The sequence below is a fragment of the Humisphaera borealis genome (genome assembly GCF_015169395.1).
GTDB lineage: Bacteria > Planctomycetota > Phycisphaerae > Tepidisphaerales > Tepidisphaeraceae > Humisphaera > Humisphaera borealis.
Genome location: NZ_CP063458.1, coordinates 284227 through 308336, shown reverse-complemented (window position 1 = coordinate 308336; position 24110 = coordinate 284227). Strand labels below are relative to the sequence as shown.

The window sequence follows — 24110 nt, the reverse complement described above, 5'->3', positions numbered from 1 at the left end:
CCTATCCTGTGGGGGCTCATGATTCCTCTGCCGATCGACAGATACCTCCCTGACGTCGTCGCCGCCGCGAAGCAGCACCGCGCAATGGTGCTGGTGGCTCCCCCCGGGGCGGGCAAGACGACGCGGGTGCCCCCCGCCATCCTCGCCGCCGGGCTGATGGACAGGGAGCATCCGAACCTGGTGATGCTGCAGCCCCGCCGGGTCGCGGCGCGGGCGTCGGCGGCGCGGATCGCCGACGAGCAGGGTTGGACCCTCGGCGGGCGAGTCGGCTACCAGGTGCGGTTCGAAAAGCGCATCGGCCCCGACACCCGTCTGAAAGTCTTCACCGAAGGCATCCTTACCCGCCAGTTGCTGGACGACCCGTTCCTCGAGGGCGTTGGCTGCGTGATCCTGGACGAGTTCCACGAGCGGAGCATTCACACCGACCTCTGTGCCGCCCTGCTTCGCGAAGTGAAGCAGACCGTTCGCGACGACCTGATTTTGATCGTCATGTCGGCGACGCTGGAGGCCGAGCCGGTCAGCCGGTTTCTGGGCGGCTGCCCGATCGTTCGGACCGAAGGGCGGACCTTCCCGGTCGAGGTGAAGCACACCGGCTACAGCCAGGCGTACGCGTGGGAACGGGCGGCGGATGCGGTGATGGATGTCGTCGCGTCCGCCAAGGCGGAGCCTACGGAGCCCGGCGATATCCTGGTCTTTCTGCCGGGCGTGGACGAGATCCGCCGGTGTGGCGAACGTCTGTCCCGCTTCGCGGATGAACGGAACCTGCTCGTCCTGCCGCTGCACGGATCGCTACCGCCGGACGAGCAGACATTGGCCCTACGTCCGTCGAAACAGCGGAAGGTCATCCTGTCGACCAACATCGCCGAGACGTCGCTGACGATCGACGGCGTTCGTACCGTGATTGACAGCGGCCTCGCCCGCATTGCCGGCTACGACGCCCAGCGCGGCATGGACAAGCTCGAACTCGAACGGATCAGCCTGGCGTCGGCGACGCAGCGGGCTGGCCGCGCCGGACGTACCGCGCCGGGGGTTTGCATTCGGCTGTGGAGCAAGTCCGAAGAGCAGGCGATGGCCGCGTTCACCACGCCCGAAATCCGCCGGGTCGACCTCTGCGGCACGGCGTTGCTCCTGCACGCCTGGGGCAAGCCGGACCTGCGCAACTTCGGCTGGTACGAGCCGCCCGCCGAAGACATGCTCGTCTCGGCCGAGCGGCTGCTGGCGATGATCGGCGCGCTCGACGCCGACGTCGACGGGAAGATCACGCCGCTCGGACAGCGGATCATGGCGTTGCCCACGCACCCACGGCTGGCAAGGCTGCTCATCGGCGCGGCCGAAGCCGGACTGCTGGAACAAGGCGCCGCCGTCGCGGCGCTGCTGGCCGAGAAGGACATCGCTTGGGAAGAGCGCGGCACGCCCCGCTGGATGCGCGAAACCAAGACGATCGGTCCGTCGGACCTGCTGCTACGGCTGGACCTGCTGGAGCAGGCGGAGAAGTCGCGCTTCGCCCCGCACCTGCGCGACAGCGGCATCGATCCTGTGGCAGCGAGGCAGGCGGCAAAGGCGCGGGATGATTTGCTGCGGATCGCGGAACGGCTTGATCGCGATCCACGTTCAAACACGCCGGTGTCGAATGCTGCCAGTGGCGCGGCGATGCCGAAATGGTCCGCCCTCGACCACGACGAAATCATCATACGGCTCGCGCTGCTCGCGTACCCCGATCGCGTCTGCCGTCGGCGGGCGTCGGACCCGGCCGCGGCGGCGATGGTCGGCGGGACGGGCGTGCGACTGGCCGCCGAGTCGGTCGTGCGGCAGCACGAGTTCTTCCTCGCCCTCGACGCCCGTCAGGATGCGCGGTCGCAGACGCGCGAGGCAATGGTGAAGATCGCCAGCGGCATCAACGTGGAATGGCTCGAAGAGTTCTTCTCGCAATCGATCCGCCGCGAACGGGTGCTGGTGTACGACGAGCAGCGGAAACGTGTCGTGGCGCGGGGGACGACGAGCTATCGCGATCTGCTGCTGAAGGAAGACAAAGACGCCCCGGTGGACCCTGCCGCCGCCGGGCCGGTGCTGGCCGAGGCGCTGCGGCCGCGGGCACGAGAGCTTTTCGAAGCCGACGAGAAAGCCGTGGCGATCATGGACCGCCTGAACCTTCTGAGAAAGCACATGCCCGAGCAGGCCTGGCCGTCAATCGACGATGCCGGGCTCGGCGATATCCTCGCCGAGGCCTGCGCCGGGCGGCGCAGCCTCGATGAGATCGTCGGCCGGACATCACTCGGGGCGATCCTTGAATCGCAGCTTCAATACCCGTTCGACCGCCTGCTCGACCAGCACGCCCCGGAGTCGATCGAAGTGCCGACGGGCAACCGCATCGCGTTGCAATACCGAAAGGCAGAGCCGCCGATCCTGGCGGTGCGGTTGCAGGAAGTCTTCGGCTGGTTCGATACGCCACGCATCGCCGGCGGCCGGGTGCCGGTATTGATGCACCTGCTGGGCCCCAACTATCGTCCTGTGCAAGTGACCGACGACCTGCGAAGCTTCTGGACGACGACCTATTTCCAGGTGCGCAAGGATCTGCGTGTCAGGTACCCCAAGCACAGTTGGCCCGAAGACCCGCTAACGGCAACGCCTGTCGCCCGAGGCGGACGAAGGCGAACGTAACGGAAAAACCTAACCACGGAGGACACGGAGAGCACGGAGGAAGAGATCGGAGAGAGATGCCTGGTGCACTTACAGACCATCCCGCATTAGGTCGTCTCGGTCTTTCTCATCCTCCGTGTCCTCCGTGGTTAAGAATCGGATTTCGCGGAGAACCAAACCAATGAAAGCCTGGCTCATCGACGACACCAAATCCGGCATCGAACAGCTTCGCATCGGCACCGTCATGGACCCTGAGCCGGGGTCGGGGGAAGTTGTGGTGAAGGTGCATTACGCCTCACTGAACCCGGCCGATCGGTATCTGTCGATGGGGCAGTACCCGGCCAAGCCGTCGCTGCCGCACATCCTGGGTCGAGATGGCGTCGGCGAGGTGGTCGCCGTCGCGACGGATGTGAAGTCGCTCAAGGTGGGCGACCGGGTTCTGCTGTTGCGCAGCGAGATCGGCGTCAGCAAGCCGGGCACGTTCGCCGAGTTGGTCTCGGTGCCGGTCGAGTCGCTCGCGCCGGTCCCGCCGAAGTGGTCGCCGGAGCAGTCGGCGGGTGCGCCGCTGGTCTACCTCACGGCGTATCAGGCGCTGACAACATGGGGCAAGCTGCCGCCGCACAGCGTGGTACTGATCACCGGCGCATCGGGCGGCGTCGGCGTCGCGAGCGTGCAACTGGCCGAGGCGATGGGGTTCGATGTCGTCGCGCTGTCACGATCCGCGAACAAACGCGAAAAGCTCGAACGCCTGGGTGCCGACCACACCATCGACCCGACCGACCCCGCCTGGCCGAAAACGGTCAAGCAGATCCTCGGCCATCGCCGGGTGGAACTGGCAGTCGACAACATCGGCGGCGAGTCATTCAAGGGGATCGTCGAAACGCTCGGCGAGAATGGTCGCATCAGTTGCGTCGGCCAGCTCGCCGGCCCGGTTCCGAACTTCAGCCCGGCAACGCTTTTCTTCCGCCGGCTGCGTGTTGGCGGTGTAGCGGTCGGGGCATACACCCCGGCCGAAAGCCAGGAGGCGTGGAAGGCGGTGCTGGAACTGCTGGAAAAGTCGGGTGCAGAACCGCTGGTGGACGAAGTATTTCCTTTTGAGCAGTTGCCCAAGGCTTTCGCCAAGCTCGCGGCGGGGCCGATGGGAAAGGTTGTGTTGGAAATAGAGGCAAGAAGGCACGGAGGCGCGTAGGCACCAAGGAAATGAAACCCACCCCACTCCACGTGCCTTCATGCCTCATGTCTTCGTGCCTGATACGCCAAGATGCCTTCGTGCCACGTACTCACTAACGCCATGATCCTCGACCTCCACGTCCACATCTCCGCCCTCACCCGCGGCCACGGCAAGATGTCGCGCCACTTGCTCGACACGCTCGCATTCCGTTTCATGAAATGGCGTCTGGGCGTGGAAGGCGAGGACGACGCCACCGAACGCGCCATCGCCGACAAGCTCGTGCGGACGATCGACGAGACAAGGAAGCTCGACGCCGTCGTCGTGCTGGCGTTCGATGCGGTGCATGACGGGCAAGGCCGGCTCGACCACGCCAACACACACCTCCACGTCACGAACGACTACGCGATCGACCTCTGCCGCAAGAATGCGAAGCTGCGCTTCGGTGCGTCTGTTCATCCATACCGGAAAGACGCCGTCGCCGAAATCGAGCGGTGCGTGAAGGCCGGCGCGGTGCTGATGAAATGGCTGCCGATCGTTCAAGGATTCAACCCCGCCGACGATCGCTGCATTCCGTTCTACGAAGCGCTCGCCCACCACAAGCTGCCGCTGCTCAGCCATACCGGCGGGGAGAAGTCATTGCCGAACATCGACACCACCGTCGCCGACCCCGCCCTGCTGCTGCCGGCGCTGCAGCGCGGCGTGAAAGTCATCATGGCCCACTGCGGGACTCGGTCGGCGTTCGGCGAAACCGACTACGTCTCGAACTTCATGAAGTTCGCCCGCGAGCACGAGCACTGCTACGGCGACACCGCCGCCCTCTGTCTGCCGACACGATCGCACGCCTTCCCGATGGTCCTGAAAGACAAGGTCGTCCGGGAGAAGCTCGTTCACGGCAGCGACTGGCCGATTATCGCATTGCCGCCGGCGTCACAGCTACCTGTTCACAAGACCGTCGCCGCGATCGCCGACGGCAACTGGATGAGGCGGGATGTGGCGATCAAAGAGGCACTGGGTTTTGACGATGCGTACTGGCACCGTGCGGCGAAGGTGCTGGGTTTGTAACGCGCAAAATGTCGGGCACATGTCCGGTGCAAAAAGAAAGCCCGCGAACAAACGTTCGCGGGCTTTGATTCAGGTTCGAGCCGAAGGGGTCGAATCAGGATGATTCAACCGGTTCGCCCGGCAATCAGGCAGCCTTCCAAGGGATTACTTGGCCTTGGGCTTGGCTTCCTTGAGGGTGATGCTGACCGGATCGGCCTTGCCGCCGGCGACCTTGACGGCCGCGCCACCGGTGCCGGCTTCCTTGCTGCCAGCCTGGACGCGGTATTCGCCGTCTTCAACGCCATCAAACTTGAAGGCGCCCTTGTCGTCGGTGGAGGTTTCCTTCAGGGCGGCGGCGCCGGGCTTCTTCTCGCCGGCGGCGGGAGCAGCGGCCGGCTTCTTGCCCGCGCCACCCTTCATCAGCTTCACGGCAACGCTGGCGGCGGGCTTGCCGTCCTTGCCAGTGACCGTGCCGGTGATTTCGCCGGCGAGCGAAACGCTGGCCATGAATGCGAGCGCGAGAACAGACATCGAGAGCTTCTTGACGAGATACATGGGATACTCCTGTTTCGTCGGCAGCGGCGTTCCCACCCTCCGCGGGCGGGCGTGCGATGACACGGCCTGCATTGAGACGAATTGATTTCTATAAGGTGCAACGACGGCGTTCGGAATTTATTGTCATGCGTGTTTTTTCTTCCCAGCCGCCCGACGCCGTCCCCGGGAGCCCGATTACTCGGACTTTAACAACTCCCGCCAAAAGTGGTCTAGATCGAAACTTACGCGTACTTCGGCGCCGTCGACGCCGTATATGACCCGCGACACCCGCGCGCGGCGCATCGCCTCGGTCACCACTCGGTCGAGCCTCGGGTCTTTCGCGGCGGCTTGGCCTATCGTCAGGCCATCCCGCAGCGGCAGTTCGTCAATCTGACGCCGTAGTTGCGACAGCGCCACACTTTCAGCCGCACGGGCACCCTTGAGTCCGCTACCGGCGCCACGGCCGTCGGCGTCCATTTGCCGTCCGACCCATTCCGGTGCCTCTTTGGGCACCCGGCTCGCGTTTTGATCCCCCTTCTGAACCGGAGCCGACAGCACCACAACCGCCGGTTCCCCCGACTGCCCGACACCGGTGAATCTCTGAGTCTTCAGGTGCGCCAAGCGACGAGCGAAGTCTTCCTCGCCTAAACCACTCAACCCTTGCCCTTTCTCTGCAGCGTCGCTCAACGCGGTCGCGATCTGCGAACCTGCTATCTCGAGGCGCACCTGGCAGACATTGTCCCGCCAACGCGGGCCACCAGGTTGCTCTGCGTTCAACAGCGAGGCCTCAAGTGCGTCCAGCGCACCCAATCGCCGCGCCGCCTGACCGATGGTCATGTCCGTGGAGAACGGCGAGCCCAATACATCACGGCGGAGCGATTCGGTCGCCGAGCGCTGTGCTGCTTCGACCGCACTAACAGCCGGTTGCGTAGAAGCCGCCGCTCCCACGAGGACGCCCGCATCGACCGCTGGTGGCACGCCGGGCGAAACGTTCGAGGTTTCCCGAATCTCGGATTTTGATAGCGAAGGGGAAGTCGGCGAGGCCGGACGGGTTGTCTGTGCAGTTGAGACCCGCGGCCAAAGGACAACCGATGCCGCGAGGAGCACCACGCGAACGGATGCGGGGAGAATGGCGATCCGGCAAACCATCGATCCTTCGCCAATACTCAGGGTCACAACGCTCGGCACGCCGGCTCAAGGATTCTGAACATAGGGGCGCTGCGCATCGACCCTCCATTCGGACAGCCCGGGCGAGCAAATGTTAGCCCGGCTGGTTGATCATGAACGTCGCCGTCGCGGCAAAAAATTGACGCAGTATCGCTTTGGGGGCTTCCGGAATCGCCGCTTCTTCCATCGCCTGATCCATCAGCAACATCCAGCGGTCGCGGGCGGCCTGATCGATCGCAAACGGCGCGTGGCGCATCCGGAGCCGCGGATGACCTCGCTGCTCAATGTATGTGGCCGGCCCGCCGAATCGGAACGCCAGGAAATCTCGCAACCGGGATTCCGCCCCCGGCAGATCGTCGGGTGGGTACATCGGGCCGAGAATCGGATCGGAAGGGATCTGACGGTAGAACGCCGCAACCAGCCGCGCGAGGCCTTCGCCGCCGATGGACTTGTAAATCTCGTGATCGGGAAGAAGGTTCATGATGTCGTGACGGCAGCCAAGTCAGGCCCTTACGGGTGAGGTGTTGAGCGCGTCGCCGTACACCGTGAGCACCGCCTTCTGCGGGCGGGGAGCGACCGACCTGAACCACGCGATGGTTTGTTCCAGACCTGTCTTAAGCGGAACCGCCGCCCGCCAGCCAATGAGCCGTTCCGTTGCATTGGCGTCTGCCGCGCATTCGAGTTCGCTGGGGCGATCCGGGATCGATCCGAGCCGAAGCAACTCTGTCCTTCCCAGCAGACCGGCAACGATTCGGGCAATATCGGCGACCGACGTCAGCAAGCCAGTGCCGATGTCCACAGTCCGTCCTCCCAGATCGTCGCGCACCGCGCAAGCCAGTAACCCCGCGGCGGCGTCATCGATGTGGATCCAATCGATCAGCCTTCGACCCGAACTGAGCTCGGCGGTCTCGCCTTGCATCAGGCGGGTGACGATATGGGGGATCAACTTCGCCGGCCGGGCGTCGCCGGGCCCATACACCACTGCGAGCCTGGCGATCGATACATCCAGGCCGTAAAGGTGGTGAAACATCCGGGCGTAAGTCGCTTCGGCAAACTTACTGGCGGCATAGGGCGAATTGGGCACCACCTGATCGGCCAACACCCGTCCTCCGGGCGCTTCAACCGACCCGCAGAGCACCACCCTGATGCCGCCGATTTCCGCCGCCGCCGACATCAGGCACGCCGTCGCGACGAGATTGTCGCGCACCGCCGGTTCCACCTGTGCCAGGCCTCGGCTGGCGTTGGCATATCCGGCGCAGTGAACGATGACGTCCGGCATCGCCCGTCGCAGAACATCGCGGACCGCCGCGGTATCCGTGAGGTCGGCAGTCCATTCCTGCACCGGCGCGGATTGGCCTACCTTCGAAGCGCCACGACGCCGGTGAAGCAAATGCACGTCGTGACCGGCCCGGCCCGCCGCCAGGCTGACCGCGCGTCCCAGGAACCCGCCGGCTCCGGTGACGAGAATACGTTGATGCTGATCGCGATGCGTTGTCATGCTCTACTTCGGATCCAATCGACTATTTGCCAAGGTCCAGATCCGACAGAACAGATCGCAGCTTGGGATCGCGGCCAATTCGCCCCATCTCCATGAGCCAGGCAGACATCGCCTTGGTGATGCGCTCTTCGTACTTCTTCCTGAGCTCATCCTCTTTTTCCTTCGTGGGCTTGGCGATCTTGTCCGCTTCGGCTTTAACGGCCTTCAACTTCTCACTGAGCTCTTTGAGCTTCGGCTTTGCGCTGTTGGCGGATGCCTCATCCGTAACCGTGGTCAGCAGCTTGGCAACATCCTCCATGGTAGTGACCTGCTGCTCCATGACCGATTCGTGTGTCGGAGCCCTATCACAACCGACGACCAGCGCGAGCGATAGGACGGCGAAAGCGATCACCAGTTGGCGAATCGGCATGGAACCTCCGTGAAAGTGCAATTCGAGACGTGACACGGCCAAACCCGGAAACCCGGCCTGCCACGCATAAGAGGCTAGCGTCTGTTGTCACAAACTGTTAGGCAAAATTGGCATGAGGAATGCCCTATCGCTCATCAAGTTCCCGGGCAGGTGGAAGCTGGGATAAGGATTCCGGCTGGAGGGGACATCTCATCCTCAACTGTTCAAAATCTTCCACGCTGTCGCGAATTTTGTTGACAGGTTCTGAAGTCTTCTGCATGATTCTGGCGGCGAGCTGGTAGGAAACCTTTCATGCCGACGATGCAGACAACCAACTTGAACCGGTCCGAGGTCGAGCGTCTCGTTCGCGAGGTGCTCACGCAGAAGCTTCGAGGCGGCCCCACCGCCCGCGAGCAGCACGCCAGGCAGCCCAGCCAGGCCGGTGGCCCGCCGCACCCGCTGGTGGTGAATGTCTCGGCTCGCCACATGCACGTGAAGCAGGAGCACCTGGAGATCCTCTTCGGACCCGGCGCCAAGCTCACGAAGCTCAAAGATCTTTATCAGCAGGGCGAGTTCGCCAGCGAGCAGCTCGTGACGGTCGTTGGCCCCCGCCAGCGGATCATCCCCAACGTTCGCATCCTCGGCCCGATGCGCGACTACACGCAGATCGAGCTGTCCTACACCGACGGCATCTACCTCGGCATCGATCTGCCCCTTCGCATCAGCGGCAATCACAAAGACACCCCCGGCTGCACGATCCTCGGCCCCAAAGGCTCGCTGACGATCGACAAGGGTGTCATTCGCGCCGAACGCCATGTGCACATGTCCACCGAAGACATGAGCTACTACGGCGTCAAAGACGGCGACTACATGAAACTGAAAATCGACGGCCCGTGCGGCGTCACGTTCGACCGGCTCAAGGTTCGCTACCACCCGAAGGTGGTCCTCGAGGTGCACATCGACACCGACGAGGGCAACGCCTGCGACCTGGAATCGGCGACGCATATGGAACTGATCAAGTAAGTGATCGTCGATTGTGGAATGTGGATTGTCGCTGGTTGCGCGCGAACGTGAGCGGCTCCGACAATCGACACTCAACAATCCACACTCGAAGAGGAAAGCTATGGCAAGCGAAGCTCTCGGTCTTCTTGAATGCAAAGGTCTGGTCGCCCTCATGGAGGGGACCGACGCGATGCTCAAGTCGGCCAACGTCGAAATTCTCGGCTGGGACAAGTGCGGCAGCGGTATGGTCACGTCGTTCGTCAAAGGCGACGTCGCCGCCGTCAAGGCTGCCGTCGACGCCGGCGCCGAAGCAGCCGGCCGTATCGGCACGGTGGTGGCGGTTCACGTCATCGCCCGCCCGCACGACGAACTGCCGGGCATGTACCCCAAGAAGAAGGGCGCTCCCGCAGTAGCACCGGCAGTGAAGAAGTAATCCCAATGCGGATTGCAGATCTCGGATTGCGGAATGAATGTCACGCCTCGTGACGTCCTCCGCAGTTCAAGCCGCATTCCGTAATCCGAAATCCGCAATACACGGAGACTCCAATGGCAGAATCAAACGGATACGGCCAGGCCCTCGGCCTGATCGAAACCAAGGGCTGGGTCCCTCTCGTCGAGGCGACCGATGCAATGACCAAGGCCGCCAACGTCGAGATCGTCAAGACGATCCAGATCGGTGGCGCTTTCGTGACGACCGTCGTCCGCGGCGACGTCGGCAGCGTGAAGGCCGCGATCGACGCCGGCGCTGAAGCCGCCGGCAAGGTCGGCGAAGTAATCGCGTCGCACGTGATCGCCCGCCCCCACCCAGACCTGCTCGCGGGTTTTGGAGCCTGACGAAAGTAGGCAGCGTGCAGTAAGCAGTACGCAGTGAAATGCGTCTGCGTCTGCATTTTCTGCCTACTGCCAGCTGCGTACTGCTTACTCCCCCACCATGCTTGTCCTCGTCGCCAACCTCGGTTCCACCAGCTTCAAGTTCAAGCTGCTCGACATGTCGAGCGGCGGCGATGAAGTTGCGCGGGGCGGCTACGAGCGCATCGGCCAGGCCGGGTCGGAGTTCGCTACGCACGGCGACGTCATCGACGTCATCCTCAAGACGCTCCCGAAGCCCCCTGACGCGATCGGCTTCAAAGCCGTTCACGGCGGGCCGATCAGCGGCGCGGTGCGGGTGACCGATGAAGTCATCGCGACGATGGAGCAGTTTTCCGACGTCGCGCCGGCCCACAACCCGCCTTACATCGCCGCGATGAAAGCCTTCCGGCAGAAGATGCCGAAGTGCCCGCAGGTGGCGGCGTTCGAGACGGCGTTCCACCAGACGATCCCGCTCAGCCGGCAGGTCTACGCGATCCCGCACGACTGGACCGAAAAACTCGGCATCCGCCGATACGGCTTCCACGGCGCGAGCCATCGCTACATCGCGACCCGCGTGCCGGAACTGGTCGGCAAGGAAAACAGCCGCCGGATCATCAGTTGCCACCTCGGCGGCAGCTGCTCTGTCACGGCAATCGAAAACGGCAAGAGCGTGGCCAACAGCTTCGGCATGACGGCGCAGTCGGGTGTGCCGCACAACAATCGTGTCGGCGAGTTCGACACCTTTGCGATGCTCAAGCTGCTCAAGCAGGGCCTGAGCCTCGACGACATTTTCAAGAAGCTCGGCAAAGAAGGCGGCATGCTCGGGATGAGCGGCGTCTCCCCCGACATGCGCGACATCGAGAAAGCTGCCGCCGGCGGTAATGCCCGCGCTCAGCTCGCACTCGACGCGTTTGTCGAAAGCGTTCGGAGCTTCATCGGACAATACCTGGTCGTCCTTGGCGGCATCGATGTGCTCGCCTTCACCGGCGGCATCGGCGAGAACGGAATCGCCATCCGCGAGGCGATCTGCCGCAACCTGCACTGGGCCGGCATCGTGCTCGACCCGACAAAGAACCAGGTTCGGGCGAAGGAAGAAAAGATCAGCAAGCTGGAAAGCAACGCCGAGGTCTGGATCGTGCCCACCAACGAAGAGTTGATTGTGGCGCGGCAGACGGAAGCGGTGTTGAGTCAGAATTAGCGGAAGCAAGCAGTACGCAGTAGGCAGTAGGCAGTGAAATGCCTGGCCGAAGGTGTACTGAAACGTTCGAGAGTCCTTGGTGGAAACAGTCGTCGGGCGACAGGCGGAGTGATCTCTGCCTTCCTGCGTACTGCTTACTGCCTACTGCCTACTGGAACACAATGGCAAACGAAGCAATCGGTTTGATCGAGACCCGCGGCATTGTCGCGGCGGTTGAAGGAACGGACGCGGCGCTGAAGTCGGCGAACGTCGAGTACGTCGAGAAGCACATGGTCGGTAACGGCCTGGTCGCGGTGACGTTCCGCGGCGATGTTGCCGCCGTCCGCGCCGCGATGGACGCCGCCGCCGAGGCCGCCGGCCGCGTCGGCGAAGTCGTCAGCGTGCACGTCATCGCACGTCCGCATAGCGACGTGGCGAAAATGGGATGAGGTAGAGGCACGAAGGCAAGAGGCACGTAGGCACAAAGTGTGCAGACGTTACTCCTACACTTCGTTCCTGAGTGCCTCAATGCCTTCGTGCCTTCGAGTAACCCATGTTCATAGCTCGTGTCACCGGCCACGTCGTCGCCACCGCCAAGGACAAGACCCTCAACGGCCAGAAGCTGTTCGTGGTCGAGCCCTTGAACGTGAAGTACGACGACGCCAACCAGCCTTCCTCGCTCGGTAACACCGGGCGGGCGATTGTGGCGTTGGATGTGGTAGGTGCCGGCGAAGGACAACTGGTGCTCGTTTGCCAGGGCTCTTCGGCCCGCATGACCGAGCAGACCAAGAACCTTCCGGCCGACGCGGTGATCATCGGTATCGTCGATTCGGCCCAGTTCGCGGGAAAGACGTTCTATTCGGCAAGAAGCTAGGAGCCGGAAGTCAGAAGTCCGAGGATGGAATTGCGGTTTCATCTTCCGACGTCTGACTCCCGACGTCTGACTCCCGACGTCTGACTCCCGACGTCTGACTCCCGACTTCTGACTCCCGACTTCTACCCCCTATGACGCAAGCACTCGTACAAGATGTCGTCGCCGAGGTGATGCGTCGCCTGGGCAATAAGACCCCCGGCTCACCGGCATCGAACTCTGGTGGCGTTCGCGCCGGCGAAGACGCCGCGGCCAATGACGCCAAAATCGCGTCGCGCGGGCCAACCGTTTCCGTCCCCATCGGCCAGCACGGCATCTTCGGCTCGGTCGATCAGTGCGTCGCCGCAGCGACCGAGGCCCAGAAGAAGCTTAGCCGTCTGTCGCTCGCCGACCGCGACGGCATCGTCAAGCTGATCAAGTCGATCGCCAAGCAGAACGCGCAGCTCTGGGGCAAGATCGAACTCGATGAGACGAAGATCGGTCGGCTCGATCACAAGATCGAGAAGCTCCAGATCCTCGAGCTTGTTCCTGGCGTTGAGTTCCTGAAGACCACCGCCGACAGCGGCTCGAACGGCGTCTGCCTCGAAGAGTACGCACCGTTCGGCGTCATCGGCATCATCACGCCCGTCACCCACTCCGTCCCCACCCTGTCGGCCAACGCGGTCAGCATGATTGCCGGCGGCAACGCGATCGTCGCCAATCCGCACCCAAGTGGCACCAACTGCGCCGCGATCGCCGTCGCCGAGTACAACAAGCAGATCAACGCCAAGTACGGCGTCGATCACCTGATCACCTGTATCGTCCCGCCGACGCTCGAAACCGCCGACCAGATCTTCAATCATCGCGGCATTCAGTTGCTGGTCGTGACCGGCGGCCCGGCGGTGGCCCGCGCGGCGTTGAAGGCCAGCAAGCGGGCGATCGTCGCCGGCCCCGGCAATCCGCCGGTGGTGGTTGATGAGACTGCCTGCCTCCAGAATGCCGCCCGCAGCATCGTCGCGGGCGCATCATTCGACAACAATCTTCTGTGCATTGGCGAAAAGCAGGTCTTCTGTGTCGAGAGCGTGTTCGACAAGCTGATGACCGAGATGGAAAAGGCCGGCGGCTTTATCCTGAACGCCCGGCAGATCGAAGCTCTCACGGGCCGCGCGTTCGTCATCGACCCCAAAGACAACAAGCCGCACGTGAACAAGGATTTCGTCGGCAAGGACGCAAGCGTCCTGGCAGCGGCGGCGGGCACTTCCGTGCCCCCCACCACCCAGCTACTGGTGGGTGAAACCAACAAAGATCATCCGTTTGTCCAGGAAGAACAGATGATGCCCTTCGTGCCGTTCGTCCGCGTGAAGAACGTGGACGAGGCGATCGACCTGGCGATCCAGTCGGAACATGGCTATCGCCACACGGCCCTGATCCACAGCCGCAACCTCGACACGATCACCCGGTTCGGTCGGCGTGCGGCGACCACGCTGTTCGTCGTCAACGGCGGCAGCCCCAGTGGCCTGGGCCTCGGTGGTCAGGGTTTTCTGAGCTACAGCATCGCGACACCCACGGGCGAAGGCATTACGACACCGCTGACGTTCACGCGGTATCGCCGGATCATGATGACCGGATCGTTGAGGATGATTTAGCGGAGAAGTAGGCAGTAGGCAGTAGGCGTTAGGCAGACCATTCGTTGCCTTCTCTGCCTACTGCCTACTGCCTACCGCCTACTGATGCTTCTCGGAACCGTCATCGGCTACGCGACTGCGACTATCAAGCATCCTTCGATGAAGGGCTGGAAGTTGTCGATTGTCCAGCCGATCAACAGCGAGCGTCAGCCCGAGGCCGATCCGGTGATTGCCGCCGATTCGCTGGGCGCGTCGCCGGGACAGACGGTGATACTGAACAGTGACGGCAAGGCCGCGAGAGACCTGATCGGCCATGACAAAAGCCCGGTGCGGTATTTCGTGATCGCGCTCGCCGACGAATGATGTCCGGTCCCCTCGCCCCTGTACTCAGGGGAGAGGGTTAGGGTGAGGGGCCGAACCTAAGGCGTTGTGACTTGCCCAAGAGAGCCCTGCGACGTCGTCGCGGGTTCCGCGAGTCGAGCTTGCAGTGAGTCGTGTTTGCGAATCGAGGTGCCCGACGTTCGGCCCCTCACCCCAACCCTCTCCCCCGAGTACGAGGGAGAGGGGGTAAGAAATATGTTCTTCACCGCCCGGCAACTTGAACAACTGCACCGCGAAAGCGGCAGCGCCGGGCGTATCACGCTTCCGTACCGCGCCCGGCTGACGCCGATGGCGCAGGACTGGATCCGGTTGAAGAAGGTCTCACTGGGCTATTGCGACGACGCTTCGAAGAGCGCAACAGGCACAGTCACGACCAGTGCCCCTTCTAGCGCCCGCCCGCAGGGCGGGGTTCCCGGCACAGCCGGGCAAGCGTCGATCGCACAGTACGCAACAGAACAACCCACCACCCCCCTGCTCTGGTGGTGTGACGGCCCCTGCGGCGCGGCGAAGGCGGCGCTCACCGGTCAGGCGAAGGAATCGCTGCTGCGTCCGATCGATCTGCCGCAGGATCCGAAGCAGATCGTCGCGGTAGTCAAGACGATCGCGGGAGAACTGAAGTCGGGCAGTGCGAGTTCCGCCGCGATCGTGGTGCAGAACGCCGCCGTTGCGATGGTGTTCGCCAACCGCTGCCCGAGCATCCGTGCCGTTGTAGGCACCTGCCTGGAAGCGGTCGAGCAAGGCATTCAGCAGGTCGCGGCGAACGTGCTGGTGATCGAACACCCGCACAAGGCGTTTCCGCAGATCAAGACGATGCTCGGCCGGTTCGCCCGGGCGAAACGAGAGTTATCGCCGGACGTGCAGCGGCAGTTAGCAGAGCTTGCGACTTGCGGCTGATTGATTGTGGTGCAGGCTTTAGCCTGCATCCTGAACAAGCAAGTGCAGGCTGAAGCCCGCACCACAATGTAATGCGAATCGGCAAAGTGATCGGCCGTCTCACCCTCAGCCCCATCTACGACACGCTCGTAGGCGGCCGGTTTCTGATCGTTGAGGTGCAGGATCGGTTCAGCCTGGTCGGCAAGCCTCGCAGGTCGAAGGAAGCCCTGGTCGTGTACGACCATTTCGGCGCCGGCGAAGGCGACACGATCGCATTCACCGAAAGCCGCGAAGCGACGATGCCGTTCTACCCGGAGAAGCGCGTGCCGCTCGATGCGTACAACTGCGCGATCCTGGATACGGTGACGGTGAAGCACGAAATCTGAACGGGTCACTGATTGGCCGGGCCTGCCGAGCCGCATGCGTCCGTAAATGAATCGAGAAGAACCTATGGCCTACACATCCACCAGCAACAACGGCGTCTCCGAGTTCAAGCTCAAAGAAGAGATGTGCGAGATCGGCCGCCGCATCTGGCTCAAAGGCTTCTGCGCCGGCAACGAAGGCAATCACTCGCTGAAGATCGGACCGAACAAATTCCTTTGCACGCCGACGGGTATCAGCAAAGGCTTCCTGAAGCCTGATGACATCTGCACAGTGGACATCGAAGGCAAGCAGCTCGCCGGCAAGCGGAAACGCACCAGCGAAATGCTGATGCATCTGGAAATCTACAAGCAGCGGCCGGACGTGAAGGCCGTGGTTCACAGTCATCCGCCTCACGCGACGGCGTTCGCGATCGCCGGCGTCGAGCTGCCGACCTGCATTCACCCCGAGGCCGAGGTGTTCCTCGGCGTCGTCAAGACCGCCAAGTACGTCACGCCCGGCGACAAGCGGCTGGGCGAATCGCTGATCCCGTTCCTCAAGGACAGCAACACCATCCTGCTACAGAACCACGGCACGGTGACGTTCAGCACGAGCCTCGAAGAGGCGTACTACAAGCTTGAAATCGTCGACGCCTACAGCCGAATCCTGATGCTCGCCAAGAGCCTGGGCTCGGTCCGTCCGCTGGATTCGAAGGAAATGAAGGAACTGCTGGAGTTGAAGGTTCGCTTCGGCCTGCGTGAACCGCGCCTCGATAACGGCGGCGAAGGGATGAGCTGCTCAAGCGACTTCCTGACCCGCGTCGGCGGCGACATCGCCACCCGCGGCAAGGTTCAGACCGCCAGCGGCGTCACCAGCAGCGGCAACGCGAGCTGCGCCTGCCCGCCCAGCGGCGGCCTGGGCGATGCGATTGCGTCGATGCTCCCCTCGCTGCCGGCGAACGTCAGCGAAGCCGACATGGAGACGCTTATCCAGACGATCACGGACCAGATCATGGCGACGGCGTAGGGTCCGCCTTGGCGGACGCGAAGGCATCGCTTCGCCAGAGTTCCCACGCATACGACGACATCGGTCCGCCTAGGCGGGCATCGCGTCCGCTAAGGCGGACCCTACGAGACCTCTATGAAAGTCAGCATCATCGGCGGCGGTGGACGGGTCGGCTCAGATGCGGCGTTCGCGCTGCAGTGCGCGGGCATCGTCTCTGAAATCCACCTCCTCGACGCCAACGAGAAAATGGCCGAGGGCGAAGCCCTCGACCTCCTCCACGGCTGCAGCATCATCGGCGATCAGAAGATCTACGCCGGCGGGTACGACCGTGCCGCCGATGCCGACATCGTCTGCATTACCGCCGGCCTGCGCCGCAAGCCGGATGAGAGCCGGCTGGATCTGATCAACCGCAACGTGTCGCTCTTCAAGCAGGTGCTGGAGTCGCTCAAGGGCGCCGGGCTGAAGAAGGACGCGATCATCTTCGTCGTCTCCAACCCGGTCGACATCCTGACGCGCCTGGCGATCGAGACGCTCAAGTGGGAACCGGCTCGCTGCATCGGCCTGGGCACAGTGCTCGACACCGCCCGCTTCCGCAGCCTGATCGCACTCGAGACCGGCCTGCCGGCGAGCCAGATCAAGGCGCTGATCATCGGCGAGCACGGCGACAGCATGGTCCCCGTCTGGAGCACCGCCGAGGCCGGCGGCATCCCGCTGACCAAGCTGCCAAACTTCAACGCCGTACAGCAGAACAAGGTGTTTGAACGGACCAAGAAGAGCGGTGCCGAGTGCATCAGTCTCAAAGGCGGCGCAGGCCGCGCCGTCGCACTGAGCATCGCCGAGGTGATTCACCCGATCGTGCTCAATCAACCCAAGGTTCTGCCGGTGAGCAGCCAGTTGACCGGCGAGTACGGCGTGAAAGGCACCTGCACCAGCGTGCCGACGCTCGTCGGCAAGGGCGGCGTGCTGAAGCGATTTGAAATCGAACTCTGGCCACGCGAAGCGAGCGGCTTCCAAGCGAGCTGTAAGGCGCTGGACGCGACCTGGGGACAGATCAAGTAGAGCAGGCGTCGGGAACGTGTTTCCCGCCCGGATGATCGACCTCCGCACAAGGTCGGAGGTTGGGGAGAGAAGGAGATTCTCCATGGGCATTCGCTGGACATCGATCGCGGCGTACGCGTTTTTGATCGCCTCGCTTCTCGGGTCGAGCCAGGGCCACGCCCAAGACAAACCGGCGTCGGGCGACAAGCCGGCCGTCCCGGCCCCGCTGGTGGCCAAGCCCGGCCACGCGATCGGCCGGGCGACGTTCTCCGACGGCAAGCCGATCCCGGCCTTCACCGTCGTCTGCAGTGGGTTTGTCGGCGACGCTAACCGGGCGACCGTGACGGCCCCGGCCACGATCGCCCACGGCGATGCGAAGGACGGCACGTACGACCTGGAGGTGCCCGCCGGGTTCGCCGCCAACCTGTCGGCCAAGACGGCGATCGAATACAACGGCAAGCCATACAAGCTCGAACTCTGGCCGACCGATGGGAAGCTCAGCCTGCGCGACGGCAAGGGTATCGGCCCGGACACTCGGCCGGGCATCGTCCGCGACTTCGTCGCCAAGATCTCAGGTCTCCGCCCCGGCGGGGACGATAAGTCGCCGGTGCTCCGAAAGCTGGCTTATTACGGTGCCCGGATCGACCTCGGGGATGGCGGGATCGGGAACCGCCGCCTCAACCAGGACTTTCCCAAGGACGCGACGGTCGTCGTCAGGCTGACGCCGCGCGGGCCGCTCCTGGACGGTTCTAAGGGCGAGCCGATCGTCAAGCGACTGCCGCTGGCGGACATGGGCTCCAATGCGGCGTGCGTGCTCGACATCCCGATCGGCCTCTACGACGCGAAGGTGGCAGTCGCCGCCGCCGACGGGACCGAGACGCCGGTCCGAGTACGGCTCAGCGGGGGCCCGCAGGAGTGGCAGGCCGCGGTGGCCCTAGACTTTCCTCCGCAGGGTCCGGAGACCGCACTGTCCGGGGCAAAACCCGCCGCGCTGAATCTGCAGAAGTGACGTCGGCCGGCCGTTCGGAGATCCGCGGTGAAGTCGCTGCCATGAAGTCCCTCGACGAAAAGCTCGCCAACATCCATCGCGATCCCAGCGGTAGCAAGGACTTCATCCTTGCCGACGCCAAGGACGCGGACATGGCCACCGGTCTGGCGGCGACGGGCGTGGATCATGTCACCGGCAAGCGGCGGTCGCTGGCCAACTACCGCGACCAGATCCGCCAGGTCATCAGGCAGGGCCTGGTCGATATTGTCCTGACCTCGGCCAGCACGAACGATCAGCTTTGCATCCGCGAACGGCTGTTCGACGGCACCGCGATCACCCCCGCCGCCCGGGCCAACGACACGACCGACATTCACCTGCCGGCCGGGGGAACCTACGGGGCTGAGCCGTCGCGGCCGTTCCGCAGCGCGACGCTGGAACAGATCCAGAGCGGCAAGGTCAATCCGACACCGGCCGAGCGACGTCTGGGCGCGGACCTCGGCCTCTACTCGATCACGCCGAACAACAAGCTCGAGTTCGATTACCCCACGGTGCTGGCGTACAAGGATTTCCGCATCGAGGCTGAAAGGGTCGGCTTCCGGCACTTCCTGGAAGTGTTCGACCCCAACGCCTGCGGCGACCACTGCCCCGCCGACCTCGGGCGGTTCATCAACGACCTGATCGTCCGCACGCTCGCCGGCGTGCCGCAGGCCGGGCGGCCGGTGTTTCTCAAGATCGTCTACCACGGCCCGCGGGCGATGGAAGAACTCGCGACCTACGACCCGCACTTGGTCCCTGGGATTTTGGGCGGTGCCAGCGGCACGACGTACGACGCCTTCAAGCAACTGGCCGAGGCAAAGAAGTATGGCGCTCGAGCGGCGCTTTACGGCCGCAAGATCAACAACAGCGAACATCAGCTCACGTTTATAACGTTCCTCCGAATGCTCGCCGACGGGAAGATCACGCCGGAAGAGGCGGTGAAGGCGTACCATGGCGAACTGCAAAAGTTGGGAATCAAACCCATTCGCACCCTCGCCAACGACATGCAGTTAACCACGCAGGAGATGAGTTACGCCGGCGGCGGCGCGACCAAACCCAGCGCAGTGACAGTACCGGCGATGCCGAAGGTCGTGGCGACGGTCGTGGGAACGCGGGCGTCCTCGCCCGCCGTTGCTGGTGGCGATGCTGCATCGGCTAAACCCATTGCAACGGCAGCTGCGGCGACGGCGGGTGGAGACACCCCTGCGCCCAGAAAAATCGACACTGCAATCGTCGGCGAGATCCCTCGCAAGGCCGACGGCTCTCCCGACTTTGCGAAGATGACGCCCGCACAAAAGGTTGCGGTGTCACGGCAGCGGATCGCCTCGGAGATCGCACGCGATCGGAGCAGATAGGGGCAGGTACTGCCCGCCGCGAAAAGGCGTCCGCTTCGCGAAACACTGATTTTTTCAGCGAATCTTGATGGTTCCCACGGGCCGTGCCGGCCCTACAATCGAACGCCGCCGCGCCGTACCTGATGCTTATCGTCGACCGACAAAACCTCCTCAAAAACCTCCTGAGCAAGCGTGGCACGAGCGACCTGGATTCGCTCGCGGCGGAGCTGGGAGTGTCTCAATCCACCATTCGCCGCGACGTCGAATCCCTTGAAGAAGCCGGCATCGTCGAGCGAACACACGGGGGCGTCGTCTGGCTGGGCGAGAAAATGCCGACCGCGGTCTCGCGGCCGTACGCGTTCGACCAGCGGATGAGCTTCCGGCAGGAACACAAACTGGCGATCGCCAAAGCCGCCGCCGGGCTGGTGAAACCCGGACAGACGGTGCTCATCGACGGTGGGACGAGCACATTCTTCCTGGCCCGCGAACTGGCCGGCCGCTCGATGCAACTGGTCACCAACTCCCTGCCGATCGGCAACCTGTTCCTGAACGATGAAAGCGTCGAGCTGCTCCTGACCGGCGGTCTGGTCTACCCGCGCTACGGCGTACTGCTCGGACCGCACGTCGAGACTTTCCTGACGAGCATCCACGCCTCCACGCTCTTTCTGAGCTGTGCGGGTGTGCATGAAGGCAGCATTTACAACCAGAATCTCCTGCTCGTACAAGCTGAACGGCAGATGATGCGGCAGGTGCAGCAGGTGGTTTTGCTCGCCGACAGCAGCAAGTTCGGCCAGCAGGCGCTGGCGAACCTGTGCGAATTGTCGGGGGTACACGTCGTCGTCACGGATGCCGGCATTGAGCCGCAGCACGCTGATGCGGTTCGCAAGGCGGGGTGTGAGTTGATCGTGGCCGCGTAGGGCGGGCACTGCCCGCCGGAGGCGAATCACCCGCAACTCCACGTAAACTCTAACGTGTCCGGATGATCTTGGCATCTTACAACCTGGGCCGTACCGCCGTCGCCGAGCATGTAAGGGATGTTGTCCTCACAGCCGATCTGGAAGACCATTTCGTTCATAGGATTGCTGCACTTTGGGCAGGAGGGGTACACCGTTGAAATGTTGCTCCACTTGGGCCACCCGCCGATCTTCTCTCCCGAAACCACGTGGCTGAGGGCCAAATAGTCGTCAAACGGCGCTTCGGCCTCGAAGTTGATCGAGGGGCACCGAATCACATCACCGGAGTCTGGAAAAGCAAGCCCGGCGTCCTCCAGATCAGGGTGATCTGGGTAATCATCCTTATGTGCCCACTGAATGATCTGCTTCGGCGGCAATGGGTTTCTGAACTTAGGCGTGACAATTCTGTCGGCTTGGTTGGTGCCGTCGGTGAACCGAACCAGCCAGCACGGTGTCGTCGTCTCAACGTAGAGGCATTCCCCTTCGATGCATAGAAACACCTGAAACAACCGTGAGCCGAATTGTTTCTGGGTCGCCTTGGGTGTGGTACCGAAATTCACCTGTGCGAAGAGCTGCATCGGCTTGCCACAGCACATGCATCTGGGCCAAGATTCTCCTTCCTGTAGCCAAGGAGTGCCGGAGAACTTCGACGCGTCGAGCGGGCCATCGCCTGACTGGACAACAGGTACCCAGCAATCGCGACGGTGAGATTCGATGAATGCCCGGAGTGGTTCCATCCCATCTGGCAGCTCAATTGACATACGTCCTCCCAGTTCATCAGATGTCTAATACTCCGTCGCGGCATGTGACTCTTCGGCAGGCACCGCCCGCCCTACCTGTTCCCACCTAAGACAGTACAAAAGCCTTCACAATATTCGGTCCATGAACGCCGGTGACGGTGTTCATCTCAATGTCCGCTGTCTTGCTCGGGCCGCTGATGAGCGTTGTGCCACTGCCGGTGCCGTCGCGCTTCAGGGCGGCGAAGAGGTCGATCAGGTCGGCCACCATCAGCCGGGGTTCCACAATCGCTACGTGAACGAACGGGACGAGTGACAACAGCCGGCCGTGGTGCGGGCCGTGGCGGATCGCGACGGTGCCGGTCTCAGCGACGGCGTAGTCGACCTCCGTCACGCCGCAGTCGAAGTCGTAGGTCTCGTCGGCGGTCATGTCGGCCCACTGCTTGGCGTCGAGGCCGGCCTGTCGCAGGTGCTCGACGATATTGAGCTTCAGGATGATCGGCGTGTCCGACAGCATGATCCGCTTGATCCCGTGCTCCTTCAGGAAGTCCGTCAGGCGGGTCAGAAGCTGCTCGACGCCAACCGCCTCGACGAGCATCTTCATCTCGCTTGCCCGCTTGATGAAAAGCTCCGACAAGCCGATATCGCTGTGAACCAGGCGTACAACGTGCTCTTCAATCTCCGGGGGAATCGGCGGATTGACGCGCGGTGCAGTCCGGCCGAGCGACTGGCGGACGCGGTCCATGACGGGATGGGTGAGCGGGTCTGGAGTCATATTGGACACGGTTCGAGGCATCTCAGGGCTGATTTATCGGAATGACGAATGACGAATCTCGAATGAAGAGTGAAGCCCAAATAGCAAAGCTCAAATGACGAAGTCGGATCGGCAGTTGATCATTGAGATTTGGCACTTCATTCGCCATTCCGATTTCGTCATTCGTCATTGACCCGCAGGTCTCTTCTTCCACATCTGGTGAAACGCCTTCTTCGCCGGTGCGGGCATGTCGCGCACCTGCGTCCAGCCGGCGGCGAACATCGGCAGCTTGGCGATCCATCCGGTGCCGCCGGCGCGACGGCGGAGGTCCCATTTCTGCATCAGCGTGCTCATGCCGTAAAGGAACGGGCTCTTAAGGCTCCATGCCCAGGTCTTGTAGATGGCTCGTTCGAAGAAGCCATTGAGGTGTCGGCGGTTGATGTCCCGCCGCATGTTCACCAGGTGCTTGGGGATGTTGATCTTGACCGGGCAGGCTTCATAGCACGCGCCGCAGAGGGAACTGGCCTGCGGCAGATCCTTGTAGTTCTCCAGGCCCTTGAAGAGTGGCGTAATCAGTGCACCGATCGGCCCGGGGTAAACACTGCCATAGGCATGACCGCCGATCTTTCGGTAGATCGGGCAGGCGTTCAGACAGGCCCCGCAGCGGATACAGCGCAGCGTCTCGCGGTACTCTTCGCTGGCCAGGATTTCCGTCCTGCCGTTGTCGACCAGCACCAGGTGGAACTCTTCGGGGCCATCCTTCTCGCCGGCAGACCGGGGGCCGCCGTAGATGTTGTTGTAGATGGTGATCGGCGCGCCGGTGGCGCTGCGGGTCAGCAGTTTGAGCATCACCGCCAGGTCGGCCATGCGGGGAACGATCTTCTCAATGCCGACCAGTGCGATCATCACGCGAGGCGTGCTGACCGACTGCCGCTGGTTGCCTTCATTTTCGACCGAGCAGACCAGGCCGGTTTCGGCAACCAGGAAGTTACCGCCGGTCATGCCCAGGTCGGCCTTGCGGAACTTGTCGCGCAGGTACTCTCGGGCCTGGTTGCAAAGGGCGTTGGGGTCGTCGTTGTAGGGTGTCTTGAAATACTCGCTGAATAGCTTGGCGATGCTCGCCTTGTCCTTGTGAACGATCGGCGCGACGAGATGGCTCGGTTTGTCGTGGTCGATCTGCACGATGAACTCGCCCAGATCGGTTTCGACCACGTCCAGCCCCGCCGCCTCCATGATGTGAGCAAGGTTGATCTCCTCGCTGACCATCGACTTGCTTTTGACGACCCGCGTGCACTCGGCATCTGCGGCGATCTGCAGGATGACTCGGCGGGCTTCGTCGGCGTCGACGGCGAAATGGACGTGTCCGCGATTCTTGCGGACGTTCACCACGAGCTGCTCGAGGTAGTAGTCGAGGTGATCGAGCGTGTGCTGCTTGATCCGCCCGGCCAGGTCGCGCAGCTTGTCGGAATCCGGCAGCTCAAGAATCCGAAGTTGCCTCGCCGTGTGCTGCCGCAGCACCGCATTGTTGATCGACGCCTTGAGCTTGGTGTTCCCGGCGGCGGCAACGCTGGCTTCAGCGAAATCGAAGGGCGGTTCAGGGGGGAGTACCGGGAGAGAGATGCTCTGTCTCAACGGAGGCGACGGTTCGACGAGGCTGGGTGCCATTCCCTGAGTATACCGACCGGATCGCCTCGTAGCACCCGGATGGGCCT

At 63.0% G+C, this 24110-nt stretch carries 26 protein-coding genes; 18 read left to right on the top strand and 8 right to left on the bottom strand.

The genetic code is table 11. The features are described from left to right. Window positions 1-18 precede the first annotated feature (18 nt). The 3 genes from hrpB (at window position 19) to IPV69_RS01270 (ending at window position 4870) form a co-directional block, all read left to right on the top strand. Entirely contained in the window at window positions 19-2658 is a 2640-nt protein-coding gene (gene hrpB, locus IPV69_RS01280; RefSeq protein ID WP_206293102.1) for an ATP-dependent helicase HrpB, read from the top strand. Between the two features lie 160 nt (window positions 2659-2818). Continuing rightward, a complete protein-coding gene (locus IPV69_RS01275; RefSeq protein ID WP_206293101.1) occupies window positions 2819-3826 on the top strand; it encodes a quinone oxidoreductase family protein in 1008 nt (335 codons plus the stop codon). Between the two features lie 102 nt (window positions 3827-3928). Continuing rightward, window positions 3929-4870 carry an amidohydrolase family protein gene (locus IPV69_RS01270; RefSeq protein WP_206293100.1) on the top strand — a complete coding sequence of 314 codons (942 nt, stop codon included), beginning with the start codon at window positions 3929-3931 and terminating at the stop codon, window positions 4868-4870. A 144-nt stretch (window positions 4871-5014) separates the two neighbouring features. On the opposite strand, the gene IPV69_RS01265 is transcribed toward IPV69_RS01270, so the two are convergent. The 5 genes from IPV69_RS01265 to IPV69_RS01245 all read right to left on the bottom strand — a co-directional run bounded on the left by IPV69_RS01265 (window position 5015) and on the right by IPV69_RS01245 (window position 8457). After that, window positions 5015-5404: a carboxypeptidase-like regulatory domain-containing protein gene (locus tag IPV69_RS01265; RefSeq protein ID WP_206293099.1), complete on the bottom strand. Its 390-nt coding sequence runs from the start codon at window positions 5402-5404 to the stop codon at window positions 5015-5017. Between the two features lie 174 nt (window positions 5405-5578). Beyond that, window positions 5579-6220, bottom strand: coding sequence for a hypothetical protein (locus IPV69_RS01260; protein WP_206293098.1), 642 nt, complete (start codon window positions 6218-6220; stop codon window positions 5579-5581). A gap of 424 nt (window positions 6221-6644) precedes the next feature. Then, window positions 6645-7031: a globin domain-containing protein gene (locus IPV69_RS01255; protein WP_206293097.1), complete on the bottom strand. Its 387-nt coding sequence runs from the start codon at window positions 7029-7031 to the stop codon at window positions 6645-6647. Between the two features lie 21 nt (window positions 7032-7052). Continuing rightward, the gene (locus IPV69_RS01250; protein ID WP_206293096.1) at window positions 7053-8048 is read right to left on the bottom strand and encodes an NAD-dependent epimerase/dehydratase family protein; all 996 of its coding nucleotides are present in this window, start codon (window positions 8046-8048) and stop codon (window positions 7053-7055) included. Window positions 8049-8070: 22 nt separating this feature from the next. Then, window positions 8071-8457: a hypothetical protein gene (locus IPV69_RS01245; RefSeq protein WP_206293095.1), complete on the bottom strand. Its 387-nt coding sequence runs from the start codon at window positions 8455-8457 to the stop codon at window positions 8071-8073. Between the two features lie 291 nt (window positions 8458-8748). On the opposite strand from IPV69_RS01245, the gene pduL reads away from it, so the two are divergent. The 15 genes from pduL to IPV69_RS01170 all read left to right on the top strand — a co-directional run bounded on the left by pduL (window position 8749) and on the right by IPV69_RS01170 (window position 20871). Beyond that, complete coding sequence (pduL, locus tag IPV69_RS01240) at window positions 8749-9459, top strand: phosphate propanoyltransferase (protein WP_206293094.1); 711 nt, start codon at window positions 8749-8751, stop codon at window positions 9457-9459. A 100-nt stretch (window positions 9460-9559) separates the two neighbouring features. Next, on the top strand, window positions 9560-9871 hold the full coding sequence (locus tag IPV69_RS01235; protein ID WP_206293093.1) for a BMC domain-containing protein: 312 nt from the start codon (window positions 9560-9562) through the stop codon (window positions 9869-9871). Window positions 9872-9984: 113 nt separating this feature from the next. After that, entirely contained in the window at window positions 9985-10272 is a 288-nt protein-coding gene (locus IPV69_RS01230; protein WP_206293092.1) for a BMC domain-containing protein, read from the top strand. Window positions 10273-10369: 97 nt separating this feature from the next. After that, window positions 10370-11485 (top strand): acetate/propionate family kinase, encoded by a 1116-nt coding sequence (locus IPV69_RS01225; protein ID WP_206293091.1) that lies wholly within the window; start codon window positions 10370-10372, stop codon window positions 11483-11485. A gap of 161 nt (window positions 11486-11646) precedes the next feature. Further along, window positions 11647-11913 (top strand): BMC domain-containing protein, encoded by a 267-nt coding sequence (locus IPV69_RS01220; protein WP_206293090.1) that lies wholly within the window; start codon window positions 11647-11649, stop codon window positions 11911-11913. Window positions 11914-12017: 104 nt separating this feature from the next. Then, window positions 12018-12338 (top strand): EutN/CcmL family microcompartment protein, encoded by a 321-nt coding sequence (locus IPV69_RS01215; RefSeq protein WP_206293089.1) that lies wholly within the window; start codon window positions 12018-12020, stop codon window positions 12336-12338. Window positions 12339-12469: 131 nt separating this feature from the next. After that, on the top strand, window positions 12470-13960 hold the full coding sequence (locus IPV69_RS01210) for an aldehyde dehydrogenase (protein WP_206293088.1): 1491 nt from the start codon (window positions 12470-12472) through the stop codon (window positions 13958-13960). Window positions 13961-14044: 84 nt separating this feature from the next. Beyond that, a complete protein-coding gene (locus IPV69_RS01205; RefSeq protein ID WP_206293087.1) occupies window positions 14045-14302 on the top strand; it encodes a EutN/CcmL family microcompartment protein in 258 nt (85 codons plus the stop codon). Between the two features lie 213 nt (window positions 14303-14515). Continuing rightward, window positions 14516-15214: a hypothetical protein gene (locus IPV69_RS01200; RefSeq protein ID WP_206293086.1), complete on the top strand. Its 699-nt coding sequence runs from the start codon at window positions 14516-14518 to the stop codon at window positions 15212-15214. A 71-nt stretch (window positions 15215-15285) separates the two neighbouring features. Next, on the top strand, window positions 15286-15579 hold the full coding sequence (locus tag IPV69_RS01195) for a EutN/CcmL family microcompartment protein (protein WP_206293085.1): 294 nt from the start codon (window positions 15286-15288) through the stop codon (window positions 15577-15579). A gap of 64 nt (window positions 15580-15643) precedes the next feature. After that, window positions 15644-16579, top strand: a complete 936-nt coding sequence (locus tag IPV69_RS01190) for a class II aldolase/adducin family protein (RefSeq protein ID WP_206293084.1) — start codon at window positions 15644-15646, stop codon at window positions 16577-16579. A gap of 114 nt (window positions 16580-16693) precedes the next feature. Beyond that, the gene (locus IPV69_RS01185; protein WP_206293083.1) at window positions 16694-17617 is read left to right on the top strand and encodes a malate dehydrogenase; all 924 of its coding nucleotides are present in this window, start codon (window positions 16694-16696) and stop codon (window positions 17615-17617) included. 82 nt (window positions 17618-17699) lie between these two features. Beyond that, on the top strand, window positions 17700-18605 hold the full coding sequence (locus tag IPV69_RS01180) for a hypothetical protein (protein ID WP_206293082.1): 906 nt from the start codon (window positions 17700-17702) through the stop codon (window positions 18603-18605). A 41-nt stretch (window positions 18606-18646) separates the two neighbouring features. After that, window positions 18647-19975 (top strand): hypothetical protein, encoded by a 1329-nt coding sequence (locus IPV69_RS01175; protein WP_206293081.1) that lies wholly within the window; start codon window positions 18647-18649, stop codon window positions 19973-19975. Between the two features lie 122 nt (window positions 19976-20097). Next, on the top strand, window positions 20098-20871 hold the full coding sequence (locus IPV69_RS01170; protein WP_206293080.1) for a DeoR/GlpR family DNA-binding transcription regulator: 774 nt from the start codon (window positions 20098-20100) through the stop codon (window positions 20869-20871). A 26-nt stretch (window positions 20872-20897) separates the two neighbouring features. Here the strand turns inward: IPV69_RS01170 and IPV69_RS01165 are convergent, their stop codons facing one another. The 3 genes from IPV69_RS01165 to IPV69_RS01155 form a co-directional block, all read right to left on the bottom strand. Further along, window positions 20898-21668: a DUF1963 domain-containing protein gene (locus IPV69_RS01165; protein ID WP_206293079.1), complete on the bottom strand. Its 771-nt coding sequence runs from the start codon at window positions 21666-21668 to the stop codon at window positions 20898-20900. Between the two features lie 85 nt (window positions 21669-21753). Further along, a complete protein-coding gene (locus IPV69_RS01160; RefSeq protein ID WP_206293078.1) occupies window positions 21754-22419 on the bottom strand; it encodes a LutC/YkgG family protein in 666 nt (221 codons plus the stop codon). Between the two features lie 165 nt (window positions 22420-22584). Next, entirely contained in the window at window positions 22585-24063 is a 1479-nt protein-coding gene (locus IPV69_RS01155; protein ID WP_206293077.1) for a LutB/LldF family L-lactate oxidation iron-sulfur protein, read from the bottom strand. Window positions 24064-24110: the final 47 nt, after the last annotated feature.